This is a genomic window from Tenacibaculum gallaicum, assembly GCF_003387615.1.
Classification (GTDB): Bacteria; Bacteroidota; Bacteroidia; order Flavobacteriales; family Flavobacteriaceae; genus Polaribacter; species Polaribacter gallaicus.
The window spans coordinates 48,444-69,562 of sequence record NZ_QUNS01000001.1 but is presented as its reverse complement, the minus strand read 5'-3'; the positions used below and the strand labels follow the sequence as shown (position 1 = coordinate 69,562).

Annotated in this window: 20 protein-coding genes; 13 read left to right on the top strand and 7 right to left on the bottom strand. The window is 32.2% G+C overall.

Features of this window, described 5'->3' with window-relative positions; genetic code table 11:
• Positions 1-103 precede the first annotated feature (103 nt).
• Positions 104-739, top strand: a complete 636-nt coding sequence (locus C7448_RS00310) for a YceI family protein (RefSeq protein WP_170136980.1) — start codon at positions 104-106, stop codon at positions 737-739.
• Positions 740-810: 71 nt separating this feature from the next.
• On the opposite strand, the gene C7448_RS00305 is transcribed toward C7448_RS00310, so the two are convergent.
• The 3 genes from C7448_RS00305 to pruA form a co-directional block, all read right to left on the bottom strand.
• A complete protein-coding gene (locus C7448_RS00305) occupies positions 811-2,238 on the bottom strand; it encodes an ApeA N-terminal domain 1-containing protein (protein ID WP_115899383.1) in 1,428 nt (475 codons plus the stop codon).
• 99 nt (positions 2,239-2,337) lie between these two features.
• On the bottom strand, positions 2,338-3,249 hold the full coding sequence (locus C7448_RS00300) for a glutaminase (RefSeq protein WP_115899382.1): 912 nt from the start codon (positions 3,247-3,249) through the stop codon (positions 2,338-2,340).
• A gap of 137 nt (positions 3,250-3,386) precedes the next feature.
• Positions 3,387-5,012 carry an L-glutamate gamma-semialdehyde dehydrogenase gene (pruA, locus tag C7448_RS00295; protein WP_115899381.1) on the bottom strand — a complete coding sequence of 542 codons (1,626 nt, stop codon included), beginning with the start codon at positions 5,010-5,012 and terminating at the stop codon, positions 3,387-3,389.
• Positions 5,013-5,152: 140 nt separating this feature from the next.
• On the opposite strand from pruA, the gene C7448_RS00290 reads away from it, so the two are divergent.
• Genes C7448_RS00290 through C7448_RS00275 form a run of 4 tightly spaced genes read left to right on the top strand, consistent with a single transcriptional unit; the run spans position 5,153 to position 9,627 of the window.
• Complete coding sequence (locus tag C7448_RS00290) at positions 5,153-5,869, top strand: NRDE family protein (RefSeq protein WP_115899380.1); 717 nt, start codon at positions 5,153-5,155, stop codon at positions 5,867-5,869.
• Between the two features lie 35 nt (positions 5,870-5,904).
• Positions 5,905-6,576, top strand: a complete 672-nt coding sequence (locus C7448_RS00285; RefSeq protein ID WP_115899379.1) for a hypothetical protein — start codon at positions 5,905-5,907, stop codon at positions 6,574-6,576.
• A gap of 7 nt (positions 6,577-6,583) precedes the next feature.
• Positions 6,584-8,293, top strand: a complete 1,710-nt coding sequence (locus C7448_RS00280; RefSeq protein WP_115899378.1) for a hypothetical protein — start codon at positions 6,584-6,586, stop codon at positions 8,291-8,293.
• A gap of 5 nt (positions 8,294-8,298) precedes the next feature.
• A complete protein-coding gene (locus C7448_RS00275) occupies positions 8,299-9,627 on the top strand; it encodes a hypothetical protein (protein ID WP_115899377.1) in 1,329 nt (442 codons plus the stop codon).
• Here the strand turns inward: C7448_RS00275 and C7448_RS00270 are convergent.
• Genes C7448_RS00270 through C7448_RS00260 form a run of 3 tightly spaced genes read right to left on the bottom strand, consistent with a single transcriptional unit; the run spans position 9,624 to position 12,394 of the window.
• Positions 9,624-10,724 (bottom strand): DUF3667 domain-containing protein, encoded by a 1,101-nt coding sequence (locus C7448_RS00270; RefSeq protein ID WP_115899376.1) that lies wholly within the window; start codon positions 10,722-10,724, stop codon positions 9,624-9,626. The genes C7448_RS00275 and C7448_RS00270 overlap by 4 nt on opposite strands.
• A complete protein-coding gene (gene apaG, locus C7448_RS00265) occupies positions 10,724-11,110 on the bottom strand; it encodes a Co2+/Mg2+ efflux protein ApaG (protein ID WP_115899375.1) in 387 nt (128 codons plus the stop codon). Before apaG ends, C7448_RS00270 begins: the two co-directional genes overlap by 1 nt.
• 51 nt (positions 11,111-11,161) lie before the next feature.
• The gene (locus tag C7448_RS00260) at positions 11,162-12,394 is read right to left on the bottom strand and encodes a type IX secretion system plug protein (protein WP_115899374.1); all 1,233 of its coding nucleotides are present in this window, start codon (positions 12,392-12,394) and stop codon (positions 11,162-11,164) included.
• 161 nt (positions 12,395-12,555) lie between these two features.
• Here C7448_RS00260 and C7448_RS00255 point away from each other — a divergent pair, with 161 nt between their 5' ends.
• From C7448_RS00255 to nqrF, 6 genes are all read left to right on the top strand, one after another.
• On the top strand, positions 12,556-13,908 hold the full coding sequence (locus C7448_RS00255) for a Na(+)-translocating NADH-quinone reductase subunit A (protein ID WP_115899373.1): 1,353 nt from the start codon (positions 12,556-12,558) through the stop codon (positions 13,906-13,908).
• 3 nt (positions 13,909-13,911) lie between these two features.
• On the top strand, positions 13,912-15,117 hold the full coding sequence (locus tag C7448_RS00250; protein ID WP_115899372.1) for an NADH:ubiquinone reductase (Na(+)-transporting) subunit B: 1,206 nt from the start codon (positions 13,912-13,914) through the stop codon (positions 15,115-15,117).
• A gap of 2 nt (positions 15,118-15,119) precedes the next feature.
• Positions 15,120-15,860: a Na(+)-translocating NADH-quinone reductase subunit C gene (locus C7448_RS00245; RefSeq protein WP_115899371.1), complete on the top strand. Its 741-nt coding sequence runs from the start codon at positions 15,120-15,122 to the stop codon at positions 15,858-15,860.
• 2 nt (positions 15,861-15,862) lie between these two features.
• The gene (locus tag C7448_RS00240; protein ID WP_047788329.1) at positions 15,863-16,507 is read left to right on the top strand and encodes an NADH:ubiquinone reductase (Na(+)-transporting) subunit D; all 645 of its coding nucleotides are present in this window, start codon (positions 15,863-15,865) and stop codon (positions 16,505-16,507) included.
• A gap of 87 nt (positions 16,508-16,594) precedes the next feature.
• Complete coding sequence (nqrE, locus tag C7448_RS00235) at positions 16,595-17,344, top strand: NADH:ubiquinone reductase (Na(+)-transporting) subunit E (RefSeq protein WP_115899370.1); 750 nt, start codon at positions 16,595-16,597, stop codon at positions 17,342-17,344.
• Positions 17,344-18,660: an NADH:ubiquinone reductase (Na(+)-transporting) subunit F gene (nqrF, locus tag C7448_RS00230; protein WP_115899369.1), complete on the top strand. Its 1,317-nt coding sequence runs from the start codon at positions 17,344-17,346 to the stop codon at positions 18,658-18,660. The genes nqrE and nqrF overlap by 1 nt, the downstream gene beginning before the upstream one ends.
• Positions 18,661-18,761: 101 nt before the next feature.
• Here nqrF and C7448_RS00225 read toward each other — a convergent pair whose 3' ends face one another.
• Entirely contained in the window at positions 18,762-19,223 is a 462-nt protein-coding gene (locus C7448_RS00225) for a Na(+)-translocating NADH-quinone reductase subunit F (RefSeq protein ID WP_115899368.1), read from the bottom strand.
• 68 nt (positions 19,224-19,291) lie between these two features.
• Here C7448_RS00225 and C7448_RS00220 point away from each other — a divergent pair, with 68 nt between their 5' ends.
• Together C7448_RS00220 and C7448_RS00215 are read left to right on the top strand one after the other, a co-directional pair.
• A complete protein-coding gene (locus C7448_RS00220) occupies positions 19,292-20,647 on the top strand; it encodes a DEAD/DEAH box helicase (protein WP_115899367.1) in 1,356 nt (451 codons plus the stop codon).
• On the top strand, positions 20,647-21,006 hold the full coding sequence (locus C7448_RS00215) for a Na(+)-translocating NADH-quinone reductase subunit F (protein WP_115899366.1): 360 nt from the start codon (positions 20,647-20,649) through the stop codon (positions 21,004-21,006). Before C7448_RS00220 ends, C7448_RS00215 begins: the two co-directional genes overlap by 1 nt.
• The last annotated feature ends 113 nt before the right edge of the window (positions 21,007-21,119 follow it).

Below are 21,119 nucleotides of genomic sequence, written 5' to 3'. Positions count from 1 at the left end.
TGAACCAGTAGTTAAAAGCATTTTTTACACTTTTTTGACAATTGATTTACACTTTTAACGGAAGGTTGCGATAGTTTTGATGAAAACTTTAAATACGAATAGTATGAATACCATTAAAAATAGAATTTTGTTAGTTGGGGCATTGTTAGCCATAGTGCTTGTAAGTGGGTTTGCTAAAGGTACTTCAATAGTTACACCGAAAGAAATAAAAGAGGTAACCGAAGTTGTAAAAAACAAGACGATTAATATGTTTGTAACACACGGTCATTGTAGCACACCGTTTGGTGGTATTGTAGACGATTTAAAAGTGGATATTCCTGCACGAATGGATGCTGGAAATCCGTTAGAAAACATGCGTATTTCGTTTGAGGTTGATCCAAACTCATTGAGAGTATGTAGAGGTGACGAGGCTGATTTAACTTCGAGAATTAAAACAAAAGGGGTGTTTATTAATGATAAGAACGATAGCATAACGTTTAGAACCACGAATGTTTTTGTGATGGGGGTAGATTGGTATCAAATTAACGGAGTGATGTCTATTAAAGGAGTTGAAAGAGAAGTAAAGTTTTTTGCAACTGGAATTAGAGAATTTAATAATGCTATGGCTAGCTCATTGGTATTGCAAGGTCAGGTAAACTTATTGGATTGGGGTATTGATTATGATAAATTGGTAAATGGGCAATCATCAAACGTTCCAACAAAATGGTTGTACTTAAATATGAAAATTGAGTTGAGTTAGTAAGAGAAATTAAAAAAAGCCCAAAATAGTATCTCGATACTATTTTGGGCTTTTTCTAGTGAACCTTTTTATTATAATGTAATTTGTTCAAATTCTCTATTCAGATGAAAATTAGAAGAACAAATCCTTTTAATTCTATCATTAGTTATGTTTAAAGATTCTAATATGCAAAAACAAAGTAAGACCTTTGAAAAAGAATATATTTTATGAAATTCTTGACCTTGATAAGTCATTTCAATTCTTCCGTGTGATAGTTCGTGCCTATATCTAGTTGCTTCAATAGAATAATTTTGTATGAAACTGTCAATGCCTTTTATTTGTTTAATTATTTCGTTGAATTTTGTAATAAAATATTCTAATTTATCTGTTAACGATGGGGTTTTAGGAAATTTAATGTTTTTTAGAGCCCAATTTTTCAATTCATTATCTGTTATTTCATTTGTTAATTTTTGACGATTTTTTGTGAAAGTATCATTGTCTTTGATGAAATCAGGATCTTTAATGTCATAATAAGATTCTAAGCCTTGTATTAAATTCAAAAACTTATTATTGAACATAACATTTGATAAAATAATGCTTTTTCTTTTAAACCAATTGTTTGAGTCAATATAAAAATCGTAAATAGGAGTCAATTGTGTGTTGTTAAACCACATTTTTATAAGATGATTTAATTCTTTTTCTTCAAATGTCCATCTACTAAAAAGCATAAAGTTTTGATGTAATGATGTTTTATTTACATCCGAATGACGATGATGAGAAAAATTAATTATAGAAGTTTGACATAAACCTTCATTAATTAAACAATACTTATTATAACTTTCAACTTGCTCTAACGGAATTATAATAGAATTCAAATTAAAGTAAGCATTTTCTTTTGTAGTAAATGATAAGAGTTTTGAAAATTTATAAAGATTTCGAATAACCTCATTGAATGTTTCTCCACTTGAATATTGAAATATAATAGATTTCGAATATTTCATTTCAAATCCTTCTCCTAATTTTGTTGTTTTTTTATAATATTTATCAACTAATATTAACTCTAATTTTTCTGTTATGGAAATTGGTTTTGATTTGATATTAGATTCGATTTTATCGTCAAAATCTTTTGTAGATTCCCAACCGTCAAAAAATGTCGAAAGATATGGATACTTAACTTCAACTTTATGAATTCTTAAATCTGAAACTTTGGTTAAATGGATATTTAAGAAGACAAATTCGACTTCATAAGTTATCTTATGTAAGTGTTTTCCAATCGAAGAAGCGCTTCTGAATACACAATTATGTAAAGTTGTTTTTTGTTGAGTATCACCTAATATAAGTTCAAATTGACGCTGATTAGTTGTCTCTATTTTGTTATAAATAATTGGCTCTTCTGTTAGATAGGTGTTCGTGAATAATTCTAATGTTATTTTCTTTATACTAGAGTTAACGATTAATGTTCCTGGTATTTTTTCTTTACTTTTGGGTAAGTACCAATCCCCTTTATATTCTTTATTCATAGTTGGTCTACTTTTTCATAATTTTTATAACTATAATTTAGTTTTAAAGATTAATACTTAATATCAGTCAAATTAGTTTAAATCAGGAAAAGAACCAACCTAAAAAATAGACTCCTCAGAAAGAGTGGTAAACTCTTCTAAAAAGCGCATACCTCTGTAGGAATTTCCCTTTTTATTCAATTTAGGGCTCCAAACAGCAATGGCATACTGGTTAGGGTGTATGGCAATAATACCACCACCAACACCACTTTTGCCAGCTAGCCCAACTTTAAAAGCAAACTCCCCAGACTCGTCATAAAAACCACAGGTTTGCATCAAGGCGTTAATTCTTTTCGATTGACTTTTGGTCAATATTTGTTCTTCTTGTCGTGTTTTTCCGTTGTTAGCTAAGAAGAAAAACAATTCAGAAAGCTGCTCGCACGTCAATTCCAACGAACATAAATCGAAATAGAAATCAAGTACTACTTCAGGATCGTTGTATATGTTTCCGTAAGACTTAATAAAATTACATAAGGCTACATTTCGATAGCCTACCGACTTTTCAGAAGCGGCAATTTTTGCAGAGTAGTTGATGTCTTTATTTTTAGAAAGACTCTTGATAAAATTCAATAAATCTTCCTTCGGGTTTACCAAACTACTAATTAAAATATCAGCAATTACAATAGCACCTGCATTGATAAATGGGTTTCTAGGAATACCATTGTCCGTTTCCAGTTGTATCAATGAATTAAAACTATTACCAGAAGGCTCAACACCTAATCTGTCCCAAATAGATTCACCAAGATGCTTATACGCTAAACAAAGTGATAATACTTTAGCAATACTCTGAATGGAGAACTTTTCTTGGAAGTTTCCCAAACCAAAATTAGTATTGGAAACTGTAGAAATATGTACGCCAAATTTTTCGGAATCAATGGTAGCCAATTCAGGAATATAGGTAGCTAACTTTCCTATATTTTCAATAGGAGCGATTTTTTGATATATGTTTTCAAGTATTTCTTTATAGTTCATTGCTTGTTAAAATAAAACGAATTGATGCTAAACGAAATTAGTTGAATTCTGTTTGAAAACAAATAAAAAAGCAACCTCATTGAGGTTGCTTTTAACTTATAGTAAGATTCCTAACATAAGGTTCGGAATAACACTTCTTATCCTAAGAAAGGGTAACGATAATCTACAGGAGAAACAAAAGTTTCTTTGATTAAACGAGGAGATACCCAACGTAATAAGTTTTGAGCAGATCCTGCTTTATCGTTTGTTCCTGAAGCTCTTGCTCCACCAAATGGTTGTTGTCCTACAACAGCACCCGTTGGCTTATCGTTTACGTAGAAGTTACCAGCACAGTTTTCTAAAGCTTTGGTAGCTTCTGCAACAGCGTAACGGTCAGTAGAGAATACAGCACCTGTTAAAGCGTATTCAGAAGTTTCGTCAACTAATTTTAAAGTATCAGCCCAATCAGCATCTTCGTACACGTAAATAGTCATTACAGGGCCGAATAATTCGGTTTCCATCGTAGTGTATTTAGGGTTGGTAGTTAAGATAACTGTTGGTTCAATAAAGTATCCTTTTGATTTATCGTAGTTACCACCAGCGATAATTTCAGCATCAGCATCAGCCTTTGCTTGGTCAATATACTTCGCTAATTTATCAAAAGAACCTTCGTGAATTACCGCAGTAATAAAGTTGCTCATATCTTCTGGAGAACCCATTTTAAAAGAAGCGACATCTTCTTTTACATAGTTTAGGGTTTCTTCAGCTAATGATTTTGGTAAATATGCTCTTGAAGCCGCAGAACATTTTTGTCCTTGGAACTCAAACGCACCACGAGAAATACCTGTAGCTACTTGTTTTGGATTTGCAGAAGGGTGCGCAATGATAAAATCTTTACCACCAGTTTCTCCTACAATTTTTGGGTATGTTTTGTAAGTGTGGATGTTTTCACCAATCTTTTTCCATAATTCTTTAAATACGTACGTAGAACCTGTAAAGTGGATTCCAGCAAAATCAGGAGATGCTAACACTACCTCAGTAATTTCAACAGGATCACCATAAATTACGTTGATAACACCGTCTGGTACACCTGCTTCTTTAAATATGTCTACAATTACTTTTGCAGAGAAAATTTGGCTATCAGATGGCTTCCAAACTACAACGTTCCCCATCATCGCTGCTGATGCTGGTAAGTTTGCAGCAATTGCAGTAAAGTTAAATGGAGTAATAGCGTATACAAACCCTTCTAACGGACGGTACTCAACACGGTTCCAAATTCCGTCGTCAGAGTTCGGTTGCTCGTTGTAAATTTCAGTCATATACTCTACGTTAAAACGTAAAAAGTCGATTAATTCACAAGCAGCATCAATTTCAGCTTGGTGAACAGTTTTTGACTGTGCAATCATCGTTGCAGCGTTAATCTTTGCACGGTAAGGTCCTGCGATTAACTCAGCAGCACGTAAAAAGATAGCAGCTCTTTGTTCCCAAGGCATTTGTGCCCATTCAGTACGAGCTTCTAAAGCATTAGCAATCGCTTTTTCTGCATGTGTTTTGTCTCCAATATGATATTGCCCTACCACGTGTTGATGATCGTGTGGAGGAGTCATATTACGAGTATTTCCTGTTCTAACTTCTTCGTTACCGATGTACATTGGTACATCTACAGATCCGTTAAAATATTCTTTGTATTGTTTTGCAACCGCTTCGCGTTCAGAAGATTCTGGAGCGTAACTTTTTACGGTTTCGTTAATGGCAGTTGGTACGTGAAAAAATCCTTTTCCCATTTGTATGTTGTTTGTTGAATTAAATTTCTTTCTTTGTTATTGAAAAAGCCTATACCAGACTTTCTTAAACGACAAAGTTACGGTTATTTTAGGAATATTTAAAAGGACAAAAGGCTGGAATTATTTAAAAGTAAAACAACATGTGTACGGTAACTTATTTACCTTTAGGAGATAATGATTTTATATTAACCTCGAATAGAGATGAAGACCCAAAACGAAAAACTATTGCACCAAAAACGTATCTAGAAGATGGGGTAAGGTTAACCTATCCTAAAGATGAACTTGCAGGTGGTACATGGATTGGTTTAAGTGAAAAAAGTAGATTGATTTGTTTACTAAATGGAGGGTTTACAAAACATCAAAGAGCAGAGTCGTATCGAATGAGCAGAGGTGTTATTGTAAAACAATTATTAAAAGTTGAGAATCCAGTTGAAATAATCAATCATTTTGATTTTGAAGGGATTGAACCTTTTACTATTGTTTTGGTTGATTGGAATAGCAACTTAAAAGCTTATGAGTTAGTTTGGGATGGAGCTAAAAAGCATTTTCAAGAGTTAAATAATAAACCTAAAATTTGGTCGTCATCTACACTGTATACTGATGAAATAAAACAGTTAAGAAAAGAGTGGTTTGCCGATTGGTTATTAAATAACAGAAACTTTAATCAGTCAGATATTATCAATTTTCATCAAGATGAAACCAAAGGTAGTAAAGAGGTCTCTTTAAAAATGAAGCGTCAAAATGTAGAAACAGTGAGTGTAACGTCAGTTATAAAAAACGAAAAGAAGCTTACTATGAGTTATTACGATCTACATTCAAATATTAACAAAATAGGAGGAGAAATCATTCGTTTGTAATAAAACCTATTTAATATCTTTGCAAAAAATATTTTATGAATAAAAGATTATTATTGCTATTCTCTACAATTTCTATTTTCTTATTTACAAGTTGCTTTGAGTTTGTTGAAGAAGTAAGTTTTAATAAAGATGGTTCGGGAAGTGCTGTGCTTACCATAAACTTAAGTAAAAGTAAAACGAAGCTAGCTTCTATACTATTACTTGATAGTATAAATGGTTATAAAGTACCTTCAAAAGTAACCATAAGAAAAAAAGTACAAGAAATAGTTTCTAAGATTAAAGGGACAAAAGGAGTTCATAATGTAAAAAATACGTTAAACTTTAATGAGTTCATCGTAACAGTTTCATGTGATTTTGATAATGTGGAAGCTTTGAATGAAGTAATAGTTAATTTTAGCTCTAAAAAACATATAGAAGCTATCAAAAAAGACAGACATTTTACTTTTAATGAAAAGAATAAAACATTTACACGTAGCCATCATTTTGATTTAGGGAAAGAGTTCAGAAAAACAAAAAATCAAGACCGTAAGGTGTTTGAAACTGCTACTTACACCAGTGTGTATAGGTTTGAAACGCCTATAAAAACGACAGAGAATAACCAAGCAAGAATATCACAAAGTAAAAAAGCTATTATGTTACATTTACAAGCACAAGACATCATAGCAAACAAACAAACAATCAAAAATAAAATACAATTAGAGAATTAAATTTAGGATGAAAAAAATTATTGCTACACTACTGTTTTTAAACACACTTACAGTTATACAAGCTCAACGATTAGAGTCTAAGATACCTAACAATGTAGACGTGTTAATTTCTGCAAATGCAGAAAATTTATTTAAGTTAATAGAAGTATCAGATATTGATAAGAATGCTATTGGAAAAGAAATTTTAAAGGATATTAATAGAAGACGTGATGAAGATAAAGTGTCTTCAGTTGCTAATGCTGGTATTAATATTAAATCGAATGCTTATTATTTCTTCAGTAAAACTGATAGTATTTCATACCATAACTTTTATGTTGAATTGAAAGATAGAGAGTTGTTCGAGTCAATGTTAAGTAAACGAAATAAGAAGAAGATAAGAAGAATGGAAGGCTATAATATCATTGAAGGACGTAGTGATATTAGAATTTGGAACGATGATTATCTTTTATTGGTAAACGGTGATGCGTCAAGAGGATATTTCTCAACTCATAAAGAACGTTTAGATAAACTTAAAGAAGAAAGAGAGTATAACTACAATTTCAGAAAAAGAATAGGTAAAGGTTGGACAAAAAAGTATGTGTTAAACCTATTTAATAAGAATGCTATCAGCTCTATTGCTTCTAATACAAAATTTCAAAAAAGTAAAAAGAAAAATGCATCAGCAACACTTTGGGTTCGTAACTATGGTATGTTAATGACAGATTTGTTCAAGTCTTTTGGGGGGTATCTGTATCCTATGTATGCTGAAGGTGGAAATCAAAATATTTACGGGGTTGAAGAAGTAACTGCTAATTTGTTTTTTGATAAAAACGATGCAAGAATCTTATTAGACATGTCGGTTAGCTCTGATATGAAGAAATCTTTCAAAAAGATTTATAATAAAAGAATGAGTCGCAATTTAGTAAACAGCTTTGATCATGATAAAGCATTAGCTTTTTGGAGTATTTCGATAGACACTGAAGAAACGTTAAAGGAATATCCAGAATTATTACATAAGATGTACGGAGGCATTTTACCTAAGTTTCAAGAAGAAATGGAAATTGTAGGTGATTTGTTCTCTTTAGTTATAGATGAAGAAGCAGTAGGGAAATTAGTTACTGGAGATGCCCTTTTAGTATTGAACGATTTTTCTAAACAAGAAGTAGAATACACTACTTACGAATATGATAAAGATTACAAGCGTAAAGAAGTAACAAAAACAAAAGAAGAAATTGTTCCTGATTTTACGTTAATGATAGGTTCAGAGGAAGAGGAATTGTTAAGTAAATTTTTTAGATTAGGAGAAAAACACAAAGCGTTAAAGATTGAAAATAATGTAGTAGAATTTAAAACTAAAAAGTCTGATATACCATTTAACCTATATTCAGTAATTAAAAATGATGTATTGTACTTAACTACATCAAGAACTAATGCGTTAAGTATTGCTAGAGGAAATAATAATTTTAATACTAAAAAACACAGCAAGTTGGTTAGAAATAATTCAACAGTATTTTTTGTTGACGCAAACGCTGTTTTAAATAAGATTCCTAATAAATGGATGAATAAGTCTGAAAAAGAAGCAATGCGTTTTTCAACAGAGAATTTAAATGAAGGTGTGTTTAGAGTGTCTAGAATGAGAGGTAATACAATTTCTTCTGAATTAAAAATTTCTACACAAGGAACAGAAGAAAATACTTTAAAATTATTGTTAGAATTTATCAATGCAGTAGCGAAGTAAGCTAAATGATAAAAAGAATAGCATATATACTTGTAATAGTATGCTGTATTATTGTTACGGTTGGGTTTTTTAGATATAACCCAACCGTAATTTATACAGAAAAAGTACCAACTTCAGCAGAAACTGTGATTTATGTTAATCTTCGAGAAATAGAATATAACATACTTCTTAGCTTTTTAAAGCATCCACTTTCACAGTTTGATTCAAAAAAATCCTCAACGACAAAAGAGGAAGAAAAAATAACGCTACTAGATCAAGTTGAAATACCTAACAGTGTGTTCTTTTATACCAATCAACAAGAATTTAAAGACTTTCTTATAAGCAATCAAGTACCTATAAAAGCTAAATTTGCAGAAGCATTAAAAGAAGAAGGGTTTACAGAACAAAAAATTAGAAATGCTTTCGTTTATACAAAAGGAAGAGTGAGCTGTGTAGTGCAAAATAATTCACTACAAATTCTGTTTAAAAAGTATCAAAAAGCTGTTGTATCTTCTGAATTATTATCTGCCTTAAATCATAAGGATTATTTTTCTGAAGAAGATTTAATTTTTAAACAAATAAAAAACAGTGAAACACCTATAGCTATAAATACTTTGCAGGGGGATTTTTTTAAGCTTATTATTGATGAAGGAGTTTTAAGAATCCAAGGTGAGTTAAGTGAAGAAAATGACTTGTTTAAGTCATTTAAAGCAACATCTATAGTTAGTTCAATGCTAAGTATATCAGGTAAGCTAAATACTAAAATAGTAGCAGATAGATTAGATAAAGATTTTAAAGATAAATTTAAAAAACTTACAACACTATCGCTAGATTCTGTCATTAGTAAATGGGATGGAGTAGTAGAAGGGAACCTTACCTCTTTTATAGAAAAGTCAGATACGATTGTAACTTATGAGTATGACGATGATTTTAACAAGATAGAAAAGAAGGAAGTTCAAAAAACAATAACACCTAAAGTGATTTTAGAAGTTGAAGGAGGTGATTTGTGTAGTTATTTAGAAGAAAAAAAAGCGATTCAGAAAGTAGACAATGAAGACCTATTAACGTTAATGCCTTTGTTTACTACTTATAGCTTTTGTGAAGAGAGTGGTTTAAGGTTCACATCAGTAAAGAACCAAAAACTAGTTAAAAAAGCTAACAAAAATAGTAAGTTTTACTTCTTATTTAATGTTGCCGACTATCAACAAAAAGACAGAGGTATTTATTCTTTTAAAAACAAATACTTAGATAAAGTAAAAACAATACAGTTGTCAGTAACTAATAACAACCAGTTAGAAGCATCTGTAGAATTTAAAAACACTTCAAAAAACTTTTTTTTACAAGTATTAAATTAATACAAAGCAAATGCAGCAAATGATATAGCAACAGATCCAAGCATAGCTAAGATAAAAAACATTGTATTGGCTAGTATGTACTTTATAAACGTCTTAAAATATCCTTGATTGTAAAATCTTTTCATGGCTATAAATAAGTAAATCATAAAGAGAAGTAAGAAAACAGGTAAAAAGCTGTTAGAATGCTTAAAAAAGTCTATGATATAAAAAATAGAAAAGAGAAGGAAGAGTACGGTTTGTACATGAAAGACAAAGACTAGGTGTTCTACATAAGTATACTTCTTTCTCATGTAAATAAATTTTAAAAATAAAGTAAATAAAGGGAGTAGTATAAAAAGTGCAATAGAAGAGTACGATAACACTTGACGAAAAAACTTCTTAGCTTCATCTCTATCTAAAAAAATTGAATTAAAAACTTTTGCGCGGGAATACCAAAAACGATTACTAAAATTTCTCTTTACTTGTAAGCTATCCAAAGCAGCATCAATAGAGACTTTAGGGTGTCCTTTTTGAAATTTCATAAATTTTACGATGTCAAAAGAGTTACCGAGATCAGATTTAACTGTTTTTAGTTCTGTGTTATATGAAACCTTGGTGGAGTCAGTTTTAGTTTTTGTTTGTTCGGCTTTAATAGAATCCTGTTCTTCAAGTTGTTTAAAAACAACATTTTGTATAGAGTCCAAATCTACTTGAATAGCCTCAGTATCGTTGTTGTTTAGTTTGATTTTTGACGATCTGCCGATTCTTAATTCTTCGAATTTTTTATAACTATCGGTTAAGCTAATAATTAAGAAAAAAATAATAGAAGTAGCTAAATAGAATCGAAATGGATTTGTGTATTTAATTCTTTTTCCTTCAATATAATCTTTTGAGACTTTTCCTGGGCTTATTAGTAAAGGGATAAGAGTTCTCCAAAACTTAGTGTCTAAAGAGAAAAAACCAGCAAAAAGTTCTCGAAGAAAAATACTTAAGGTGATTTTTTTACCTCTGTTTTTTTGCCCACATTCAGGGCAAAATTTTTCATTATTAGTAAAAGGACATCCACAGTTTAAGCAGTTGGTATCTCTAACAACTGGAACTTTGTTTTTTTTAATCATTAGTTTAAAATAGAAGTGGTAGTTAATTGAAAAGTTGGAATAATTACTAGGAATTCTTCAAGTGTTTCTATGTTAATCATTTTGTAATTGCCTCCCATAGCACCCGTAGTAGAAAGTAAAAAGCAATTAGATCTGTAATTATAAATATCGTTAGGTTTTAAGATGGGGGTTTCGCCAACAACACCTTCTCCCTCTACGTATTCAGTACTGTTAAGAGCATCAAAAATAACCCAAAAACGCTCAAGTAATTTTACAGTTTCTTTCGAACTATTTTCTATAGATACATAATAACTATAAGCATAATACTGCCGATGTCCTCTGTAAACAGAGCCTCTAAAAGATGTTTTTACAGAGATTTTAATGCCTTTTGTAACTTGCTGAAACATATGATAAAGATAGTTCTTTTTCAGTTTTTAGTCAATGTTTCTATAGATACCTTACTTATTTTGGTTAAAAAAGCCATAACCTACACCAATTACTCTGTCATAAATTTCACCAAAAGGTTTGTAGTAAACAATCACGGTGTATTCATTTTCAGTTTGGTAAAAAGAACCATCAATCTCATGTAAGTCAATGTTTTTGCTGCTGTCTAAGGTAGCATAACTGTAGTTGTAAAACCCTTGTTTAAAAGGAAGTGTGGCTGTGTAAATTTTTTCAGAGGTGTTATAAGTCATTTTATTTTCTTCAGACAATTCGTAATTGTTAAAAGCACCATAAACAAAAATTTCTTTGTTCTCGTAAGGTTCAAAAGCATCTAAAGAAAAATGAACTAAAGAATAATCAGCTTCAGTATTGTCTCTATTGTCAATAACATCACGTTCAGTGGTTCTTACAACAAATTGTCCGTTAATATCAGGGTTGTAAGTATATGTTTTATCAACTCTAGGTTCGTCTGTGTAAAGATAGCTGTGGTATAGGTTTTTACGTTCTACTCTGGCAACATTTAAACTTGAGTTTCGTATAAATTTAGTGTCAAAATTTAAAAATTCATTTCCGCCCCAAAAATTAGTTTTAACTGTATGGTTGTATAACAATTGCTGAGGTTTGATAAAAACAGGCTGAAGATTGGTGAGAGCAGTGTTCCAATTGTGATTCTGAAATAACGTAACATTAATTTCTTGAGAAGGAGTGTTTATTTGTAAACCAGGGTGGTTTACAGAGAATTGGACTGTTTGTTGTTGGTTAGTTGTTGTAGCATTTCTACTTCTAAAAACGGCAACACCTACTGTGGTAATGTCTTCGTAAAATACACAACGCCTTGTAAAAACAACTTCGTAGTTTTCATCAATAACAGAAATTAAATAATTACCGCTTTTGGTGATAATTGTGTTTTGATTTGGGATTTCTACTGAATAATGAGTGTAGGGTTGTAGTGTGTTAAAAGAATTGGTAAAATTAATGATCTCATTTTGTTCAAAACCTTCAATGTATTGGTTGCTAGTCATTGAACTAGGTTTCCAATCATGAGTCATGTGTTCAACTTTGTATTGGTACTGTTTGCTATCAGCATCTAAATCATCAAAAGATAATTTTAAAACATCACCTAAGCGAACAATTGGAGCATAAAAGTCTGGGTTATTTTTAGGACGTAGTTGTACTGTTTTTACATTTTGAGCAAAGGTTGAAACAACTAGTAAAAAGGCAATTATAGAGAGTTTTGTTTTTATCATGATATAACAAAAGTATCAAAATATAAGCCAAAGACAAGGTTTTTATTTAGAATAAATATAAATAATGTTGTTTTTAAAAGATAAGAATGGTTTTGTTCTACAAAGGGGGGCAAAATTTTTAAATTTGCGTGTTTTTAAGAAAATCAAATTAATCAGTTCCTATGTCAAAAGACATCCGTATTAAGAAAGGCTTGGATATCAAGCTAGTTGGCGAGGCAGAACAGATAACTACCGAACTTCAATCAGGTAGTATGTTTGCAGTAAAGCCAGATGATTTTCACGGCGTTATTCCTAAAATTTTAGCAAGAGAAGGTACAGAAGTAAAAGCAGGTGAAGCACTTTTTTATTCAAAAAGTGATGAGCGTATTTTATTCCCAAGTCCTGTTAGTGGTAAAGTTACAGAAATCGTTCGTGGAGCACGAAGAAAAGTTTTAGCAATTAAAATCACTGCTGATGCACAGCAGGCATACAAAGATTTTGGTAAAAAAGATGTAGACGCAATGTCTGGAGAAGAGGTTAAAAACCACTTGTTTGCTTCAGGTTGTTGGCCGTTTGTAAAACAACGTCCGTACGACGTGGTTGCAAACCCTAATCAAGCACCAAAAGCAATCTTTGTATCAGCCTACGCAAGTGCACCTTTAGCAGCAGATTATGATTATGCGTTAAAAGGCAAAGAAGCAGAATTACAAGCTGCTTTAACAGCATTAACCAAATTAACAGCAGGTAAAGTACATGTTTCTGTAGCTAAAAACTCAACACTATCACCATTTAAAGATGTGAAAGGAGTTGAGCTACATAAAGTTTCAGGACCACATCCAGTAGGAAATGTAAGTACTCAAATAGCACAAATAGACCCTATTAACAAAGGAGAAGTTGTATGGGTGGTTACACCTCAAGACTTAGTTGTTATGGGAGAATTGCTACTAACAGGTAAGTTTAATATTACTCGTACGATTGCATTAGCAGGATCTAAATTTAACAAACCACAGTATGTAACTGCAAAAGCAGGAGCTCAAATAGCTGATGTTGTTAAAGGAAATTTAGATGCTAATAATACTCGTGTAATTAGCGGAAACGTGTTAAGCGGTTCAGAAGTTGGTGAAGATGGTTTCTTAGGATACTATGATAACTTGATTACAGCTATTCCTGAAGGAGATGATTATGAATTATTTGGTTGGAACAAACCAGTTTTTAATAAAATATCTACTTCTAGAGCATTAACATTTTCTTGGTTAAATCCAAAAAAATCATACGATTTAAATACCAATACTAACGGAGAGCATAGAGCATTTGTAGTAACTGGTTCGTATGAAGAGATTTTCCCATTAGATATCTATCCGATGCAATTATTAAAAGCTTGTATGTATAAAGATCTTGACGAAATGGAAGGATTAGGAGCTTATGAAATTGCACCAGAAGATTTTGCGTTAACAGAATTTATTTGTGTATCGAAACAACCTCACCAAAAAATAATTCGTGAAGGATTAGATTTAATGAGAGAAGAATTAGGATAAGATATGGGCTTAAAACAAAACTTACATAATTTAAAAAAGAAGTATGAAGGAACTAAAATGGCTCCGCTATTTAATGGTTTTCATACGTTCTTATATATGCCGAATGAGACTACTCACGGAGGAACTCACATTAAGTCGGCAGATGATCTTAAACGTACAATGAATACAGTAATCATGGCATTAGTGCCATGTTTAATATTCGGTATGTTTAATGCAGGATATCAGCATAACCTTCAAATAGAAGCTGTTTCAAACGCAACAGGCTTCTTTTCTGGAGAATTTTGGAATATGAGTAACTTCCTAATCGGTTTAGTTAAAATATTACCATTAGTAATTGTCTCATATGCAGTTGGTTTAGCAATAGAATTTGTTTTTTGTATAATCAAAGGACATGAGATAGAAGAAGGGTACTTAGTAACAGGAATGTTAGTTCCGTTAATTGTACCAGTAGACTTACCTTTATGGATGCTAGCAGTAGCAGTAGCATTCGGTGTTGTAATTGGTAAAGAAGTATTTGGAGGAACTGGGATGAATATCTTAAACCCAGCCTTAACAATTCGTGCATTCTTATTCTTCGCATATCCAACTTGGATGTCTGGAGATAAAGTATGGGTTCAAGGAGCTGTAGAAGCTGCAGGAACTGCAGATGCTATTTCAGGTGAAACTATTTTAGGAAGTTTAGCACAATCTCAACCATTAAACCATTCAGTTTCTGATATGTTCTTCGGATTTATTCCAGGTTCAGTAGGAGAAACATCAACATTATTAATTTTATTAGGAGCTTTATTCTTAATCTTTACAAAGATTGGAAGCTGGAGAATTATGTTGTCTGCAGTTATTGGAGCCTTAGTAATGGGATTCATCTTTAACCAGGTAGTTGATATGGGATGGATTGGTGAAACAAGTAAGTTTTACGGATTAATGAGCTTAGATTTCTGGAAACATTTATTAATTGGAGGTTTTGCATTTGGTGCAGTATACATGGCAACTGATCCAGTAACCGCATCGCAAACTAACAAAGGAAAATGGATTTATGGATTCTTAATTGGTTTTATTTCAATTATGATTCGTGTATTCAACCCAGCATATCCAGAAGGAGTAATGTTAGCAATCTTATTAATGAATGTATTTGCTCCAACAATTGACCATTACGTAGTTCAAGGGAATGTAAAGAAAAGATTAAAACGTTTAAAAGCTAAAACTGCCTAATTATGAGTAAGAAGACAGATAGTAATTTATATACGGTACTTTTCGCCATAGGAATGGTGTTAGTAGTAGGTGCGTTGTTAGCTTTTACAGCGTCATCACTTCGTCCAACAATCGATGCTAATAAACGTATCGAGAAGCAACAAAATATTTTGTACGCGATGGGAGTTAACGAAAATGATGAAACAAGTGTTGAATTTGTTTCAAAAGATAAAGTAGCAGAAGAGTTTGGTAAGTACATCAAAAAGCAATTAGTAATTGAAGGAGCTAATGTTTCTGAAGATGCTAAAGCATATTTAATAGATGTAAAGAAACAACAAACAGCAGCTAAAGAAGGTAAAACAAGAAAATTACCATTATTTGTTGGAGAAAAAGAAGGTAAAACTTTCTATATCGCACCAATTAGAGGTAAAGGTCTTTGGGATGCTATTTGGGGTTATGTTGCAATGGATAGAAATATGGTAGTTCAAGGAGTTTTCTTTGATCATAAAGGAGAAACCCCAGGTTTAGGAGCTAATATTAAGCAACGTTACTTTATGGACGATTTTATTGGAGAAGATTTAATGAGCAACGGTTCTTTTAAAGGAATTACAGTTTCTAAATCGAACAATGATCCAAAGAATGAAGATAAAAATGATAACGAGGTAGATGCAATTGCAGGAGCAACTATTACAGGTGACGGAGTAGCTGCAATGATTAAATCTGAACTAGGTTTATACGTACCTTACTTTAAAACATTAAAATAAATATGGGACTTTTATCAAAAAAAGACGCAGCATTAATTACTGATCCATTAGCAGATAATAACCCAATTACTATTCAGGTATTAGGTATTTGTTCTGCATTAGCAATTACAGCAGAGTTAAAAGCTTCTATTGTAATGTCTATATCGGTGTTATTTGTATTAGGAGTAGGAAATGTAGTAATCTCGTTAATGAGAAATATTATTCCATCAAAAATTAGAATTATTGTACAGTTAATCGTAGTAGCTACCTTAGTAATTATTGTAGACCAAGTGTTAAAAGCATTTGCATACGATTTAAGTAAAACCTTATCAGTATTTATTGGGTTAATTATTACCAACTGTATTATTATGGGACGTTTTGAAGCATTTGCTTTAGGTAACGGGCCATGGAGGTCGTTCTTAGACGGAATAGGAAATGCTTTAGGGTACGCAGTAATCTTAATTATTGTAGGATTCTTTAGAGAATTATTAGGTTCAGGTACTTTATTAGGATTTAAAGTATTAGGAGATCCTATTGAAAAAACAGGATTGTATGCTTTAGGATATGAAAATAACGGATTTATGTTATTATCACCAATGGCATTAATCGTTGTAGGTATTATTATTTGGGTACAACGTACAAGAAATAAAGCACTAGTAGAAGATTAAAATAGTAAAGAGACGTTAGATGAGAATTGAGATGCTATCAATAAATAAACTCAATACTAACTACTCAATACTCAATACTATAAAAATATGGAACATATAGAATTATTTTTTAAATCGATATTTATAGATAACATGGTATTTGCTACCTTCTTAGGAATGTGTTCATACCTTGCAGTATCTAAAAAAGTATCAACAGCCGTAGGTTTAGGAGCTGCAGTAATCTTTGTATTAGCAGTAACAGTACCAGTAAACTGGTTGTTAGATCAATACTTATTACAGCCTGGAGCTTTAAAATGGTTAGGAGCTGAGTATGCAGACTATGATTTAAGTTTCTTATCATTCATCATGTTTATTGCAACAATTGCAACCATGGTACAATTGGTAGAGATCATTGTAGAAAAATTTGCCCCAGCATTATATAACTCTTTAGGAATTTTCTTACCGTTAATTGCTGTTAACTGTGCAATTTTAGGAGGGTCATTATTCATGCAATCTCGTGAAATCCCAACATTAGGTTTATCATTAACTTATGGTGTTGGTTCTGGTATTGGATGGTTTTTAGCTATTTTAGCAATTGCAGCTATTCGCGAAAAAATCAGATATTCATCTGTACCACCAGCGTTAAGAGGATTAGGAATTACATTTATCATTACAGGTTTAATGGCTATCGGATTTATGAGTTTCGGTGGAATGTTAACTGGAGGTGATGATGCTGGTAAAAAAGAAGAAACTGCTGAAGTTAAGGTTGAAAAGAAAGAAGTAGAAGAAAAGGCTGTTGAGACAACTGAAAAAAAAGTAGAAGAATTAGCTAATAACACTAAAGAAATTACAGAATAATGGTATTTTTAGAAGTAAGCACAGGAGGAACAGTTGCTATTACAGTATTAGCGTTTTTAGCGGTACTTTTAGTTTTAGTAGCCTTATTATTATTTGTAAAACAAAAGTTAGCACCATCTGGTCCAGTAAAAATTACAATCAATGGTGAAAAAACAATTGAAGTAGCATCAGGAGGAACTTTATTATCTACCTTAGGTAATGAAAAAATCTTCTTACCATCAGCATGTGGTGGAGGTGGTTCTTGTGTACAGTGTGAGTGTCACGTAAACTCTGGTGGAGGTGAAGCTTTACCAACAGAAACGCCTCACTTTACACGTAAAGAATTACAACATGGTATTCGTTTAGCATGTCAGGTAAAGGTAAAGCAAGATATGGATATCTCTATTCCAGAAGAAATTTTTGGAATTAAGAAATGGGAAGCAACTGTAGTACGTAACTATAACGTAGCAACCTTTATTAAGGAGTTTGTAGTTGAGATTCCAGAAGAAATGGATTATAAAGCAGGTGGGTATATTCAAATTGAAATACCACCATGTGAAGTAAAATATGCTGATATGGATATTTCTGCACATCCACAAGATCATCCTGGTGAACCAGATAAATTTGAGGCTGATTGGGATAAATTTAACCTAAGGCCATTAGTAATGAAGAATGAAGAAACTGTAGAGAGAGCATACTCTATGGCTTCTTACCCAGCAGAAGGAAGAGAAATCATGTTAAATGTTCGTGTAGCAACACCTCCTTTCGACCGTGCTAAAGGTGGATGGATGGATGTAAATCCAGGGGTAGCATCTTCGTATATTTTCAATCAAAAGCCAGGAGATAAAGTAACTATTTCTGGACCTTATGGTGAATTCTTTATTAACGAGTCTGATGCAGAGATGTTATATGTAGGTGGTGGAGCAGGTATGGCACCAATGCGTTCACATATTTATCATTTATTTAGAACTTTAAAGACTGGTAGAAAAGTAACATACTGGTACGGAGGTCGTTCTAAAGCAGAATTATTCTACATTCACTACTTTAGAGCGTTAGAAAAAGACTTTCCAAACTTTAAATTCTACTTGGCATTATCTGAGCCATTAGAACAAGATAACTGGAAGGTTAAAAAAGATATTAATGATGAAAGCGGAGATGGTTTTGTTGGATTTATTCACCAAGTTGTAATAGACCAATATTTATCTAAGCATGAAAGTCCTGAGGATTTAGAATTATATTTCTGTGGGCCACCATTAATGAACAAAGCAGTACAAAAAATGGGTGAAGATTTTGGTCTAGATGACGAAAACATTCGTTTTGATGACTTTGGAGGATAGACACTTCGTGTTTAATACATCATATAAAAAACCGATACAAATTTGTATCGGTTTTTATATTTTGAAAAGAAAAGAATAATGTGCTAACCCAGTTAAGAGTTCTATTGATAAATTACATCAAACGTATAAACAGGACAATCTTTTTCATATTCAAAAACTTTAGCATAGTCCATAACGTTAGGTATATCTTCAAGCTTACATAAATGTGCTACAACAGCACATAAGCCATTAAACAGTCTTTCCTTATTGGTAGGGTTCTTAGGTTTTGGATTGTAGTGACATAATGGAACAGTAAAACCACATGTTTCTAAAAATACTTTCTCAATGTGTAGTAATTCAAGCGGAGTGTAACCATTAAACTTTCTGCCCAAATTTTGATGTACCCTACCCACATAGCTTAACTTCAATGAACCATGACCGTTTGTTAAATGTTTCCAGCTATCTCGGTTATCTAAAATATTACCAACTGCGCATGCCGAACAACATTCAGGATTCAATTCATCGTTATGAAAAGCATTATAAAGCTTAATAAGCGCCTGTTCTAGTCGTTTAGGTATTTCCATAATCAAAAAGAATTAACTCCTTTAAATATACAAAATATTGGTTGTACCTTTGCATCAAATTATTGTTAATGACAACTTTTCAAGATTTAGACTTATCAAATCCACTACGAAATTCAATTGAAGAATTAGGTTTTGTACACCCAACACCTATTCAAGAACAAGCATTTCCTGTAATCCGATCAGGAAAAGATGTGGTTGGAATTGCGCAAACAGGTACTGGTAAAACCTTCGGATACTTATTGCCAATATTACGCGACTTAAAGTTTTCTAAACAACAACACCCAAGAGTGTTAATTTTAGTACCTACCCGTGAGTTGGTAGTGCAAGTTGTTGAAGAAATTGAAAAGCTATCAAAATATATAACACTACGAGCTATTGGAGTTTACGGAGGTGTAAACTTAAACCGTCATAAAGAAGCAGTAATGCAGGGTTCAGATATTATTGTTGCCACACCAGGGCGTTTATATGACCTAGCATTAAGTAAAGTGTTGAAGCTAAAATCTATTCAGAAGTTGGTAATTGATGAAGTAGATGTGATGCTCGATTTAGGATTTCGTTTTCAATTATTAAACATTTTCGATTTATTGCCACAACGACGTCAAAATATCATGTTTTCAGCAACGATGACAGAAGATGTAGAGGCATTAATTGATGATTTTTTTATTGCGCCGCATAAAATAGCGATAGCAGTGAGTGGAACACCATTAGATAATATTCAGCAAACAAGCTACGATGTTCCAAATTTTTATACAAAAGTTAACCTGTTAAACTATTTATTATTTGATAAATCTGAGTTTAGTAAGGTATTGGTGTTTGCGCCAAATAAACGAAATGCAGATAGGTTGTTTGATTGTGTTGCAGAAGAATATCCGTCTCAAGCTTGTGTTATTCACTCAAACAAAACGCAGAACTATCGTTTACGCTCTATTGAGCAGTTTAATCAAGGAGAAAAACGAATTTTAATTGCTACTGATGTTATAGCACGTGGGCTTGATTTAGAAGAAGTTACACATGTAATTAATTTTAATGCACCGCATTTTCCTGAAAATTATATGCATAGAATAGGTCGTACTGGTCGTGCTGAGCGTGAAGGAAAAGCCATTTTATTTGCGACAGAAAAAGAACAGGAGGCTAAGCAAAGAGTTGAGAGATTGATGGATTATGAGATTCCGAAGTTAGAAATTCCAGAGCAGGTTGAAATCTCAAAAGAGCTAACAGAAGAAGAGCGTCCAAAAGAAGGTGGAGAAGTTAATAAGAATAGAACGTCTCAAGAATATATTCCAGGGCCCGCTTTTCACGAGAAAAAAGAAAAGAATAAAAAAACAAATCAAGGAGGTTCATACCGAAGAGAAATTGCGAAGAAGTATAAAAAGCCTAAAACAAGAGGTGATAAAAACTATAACAAACGCAATAAGAAAAAATAATGCAAGCACTTACAGAACAAGAACTTCATAATTTAGGGATGAATATTGTAGGTACAAAACTACAAGAAATGGGGTATGAGTTTATTGCAGTTAATAGTGAATTGAAAAAGCATCCACAGTTTGTGTTGTATAAAAAAGGAGAGCCTACCATTTTTGTATTGGTAAAAACGACAAATAATATACAATCGCCACAAGAATATGATGTGTTGTGGATGGAAACATTTAAAAAACATGCCGAAAAACAAAACGCTAATGTTTGGTATGCAGGTGTAGGAATAGCAAATGCTGAAAGTGTTGATTTGCCTGTTTTTAAAGACAAACCTTACTATGTTGCTTTCGATGATTTTATAAAGTTTTAAAAAGAGCTATTCTATATTCCTAAAAAAGGAATAGATCTACTTTGATTTTCTTCCAAATTAAAACACCTTTTATAGTAGTAGAGGTGGTTTTTTCTATAATTCCTGAAATTTTA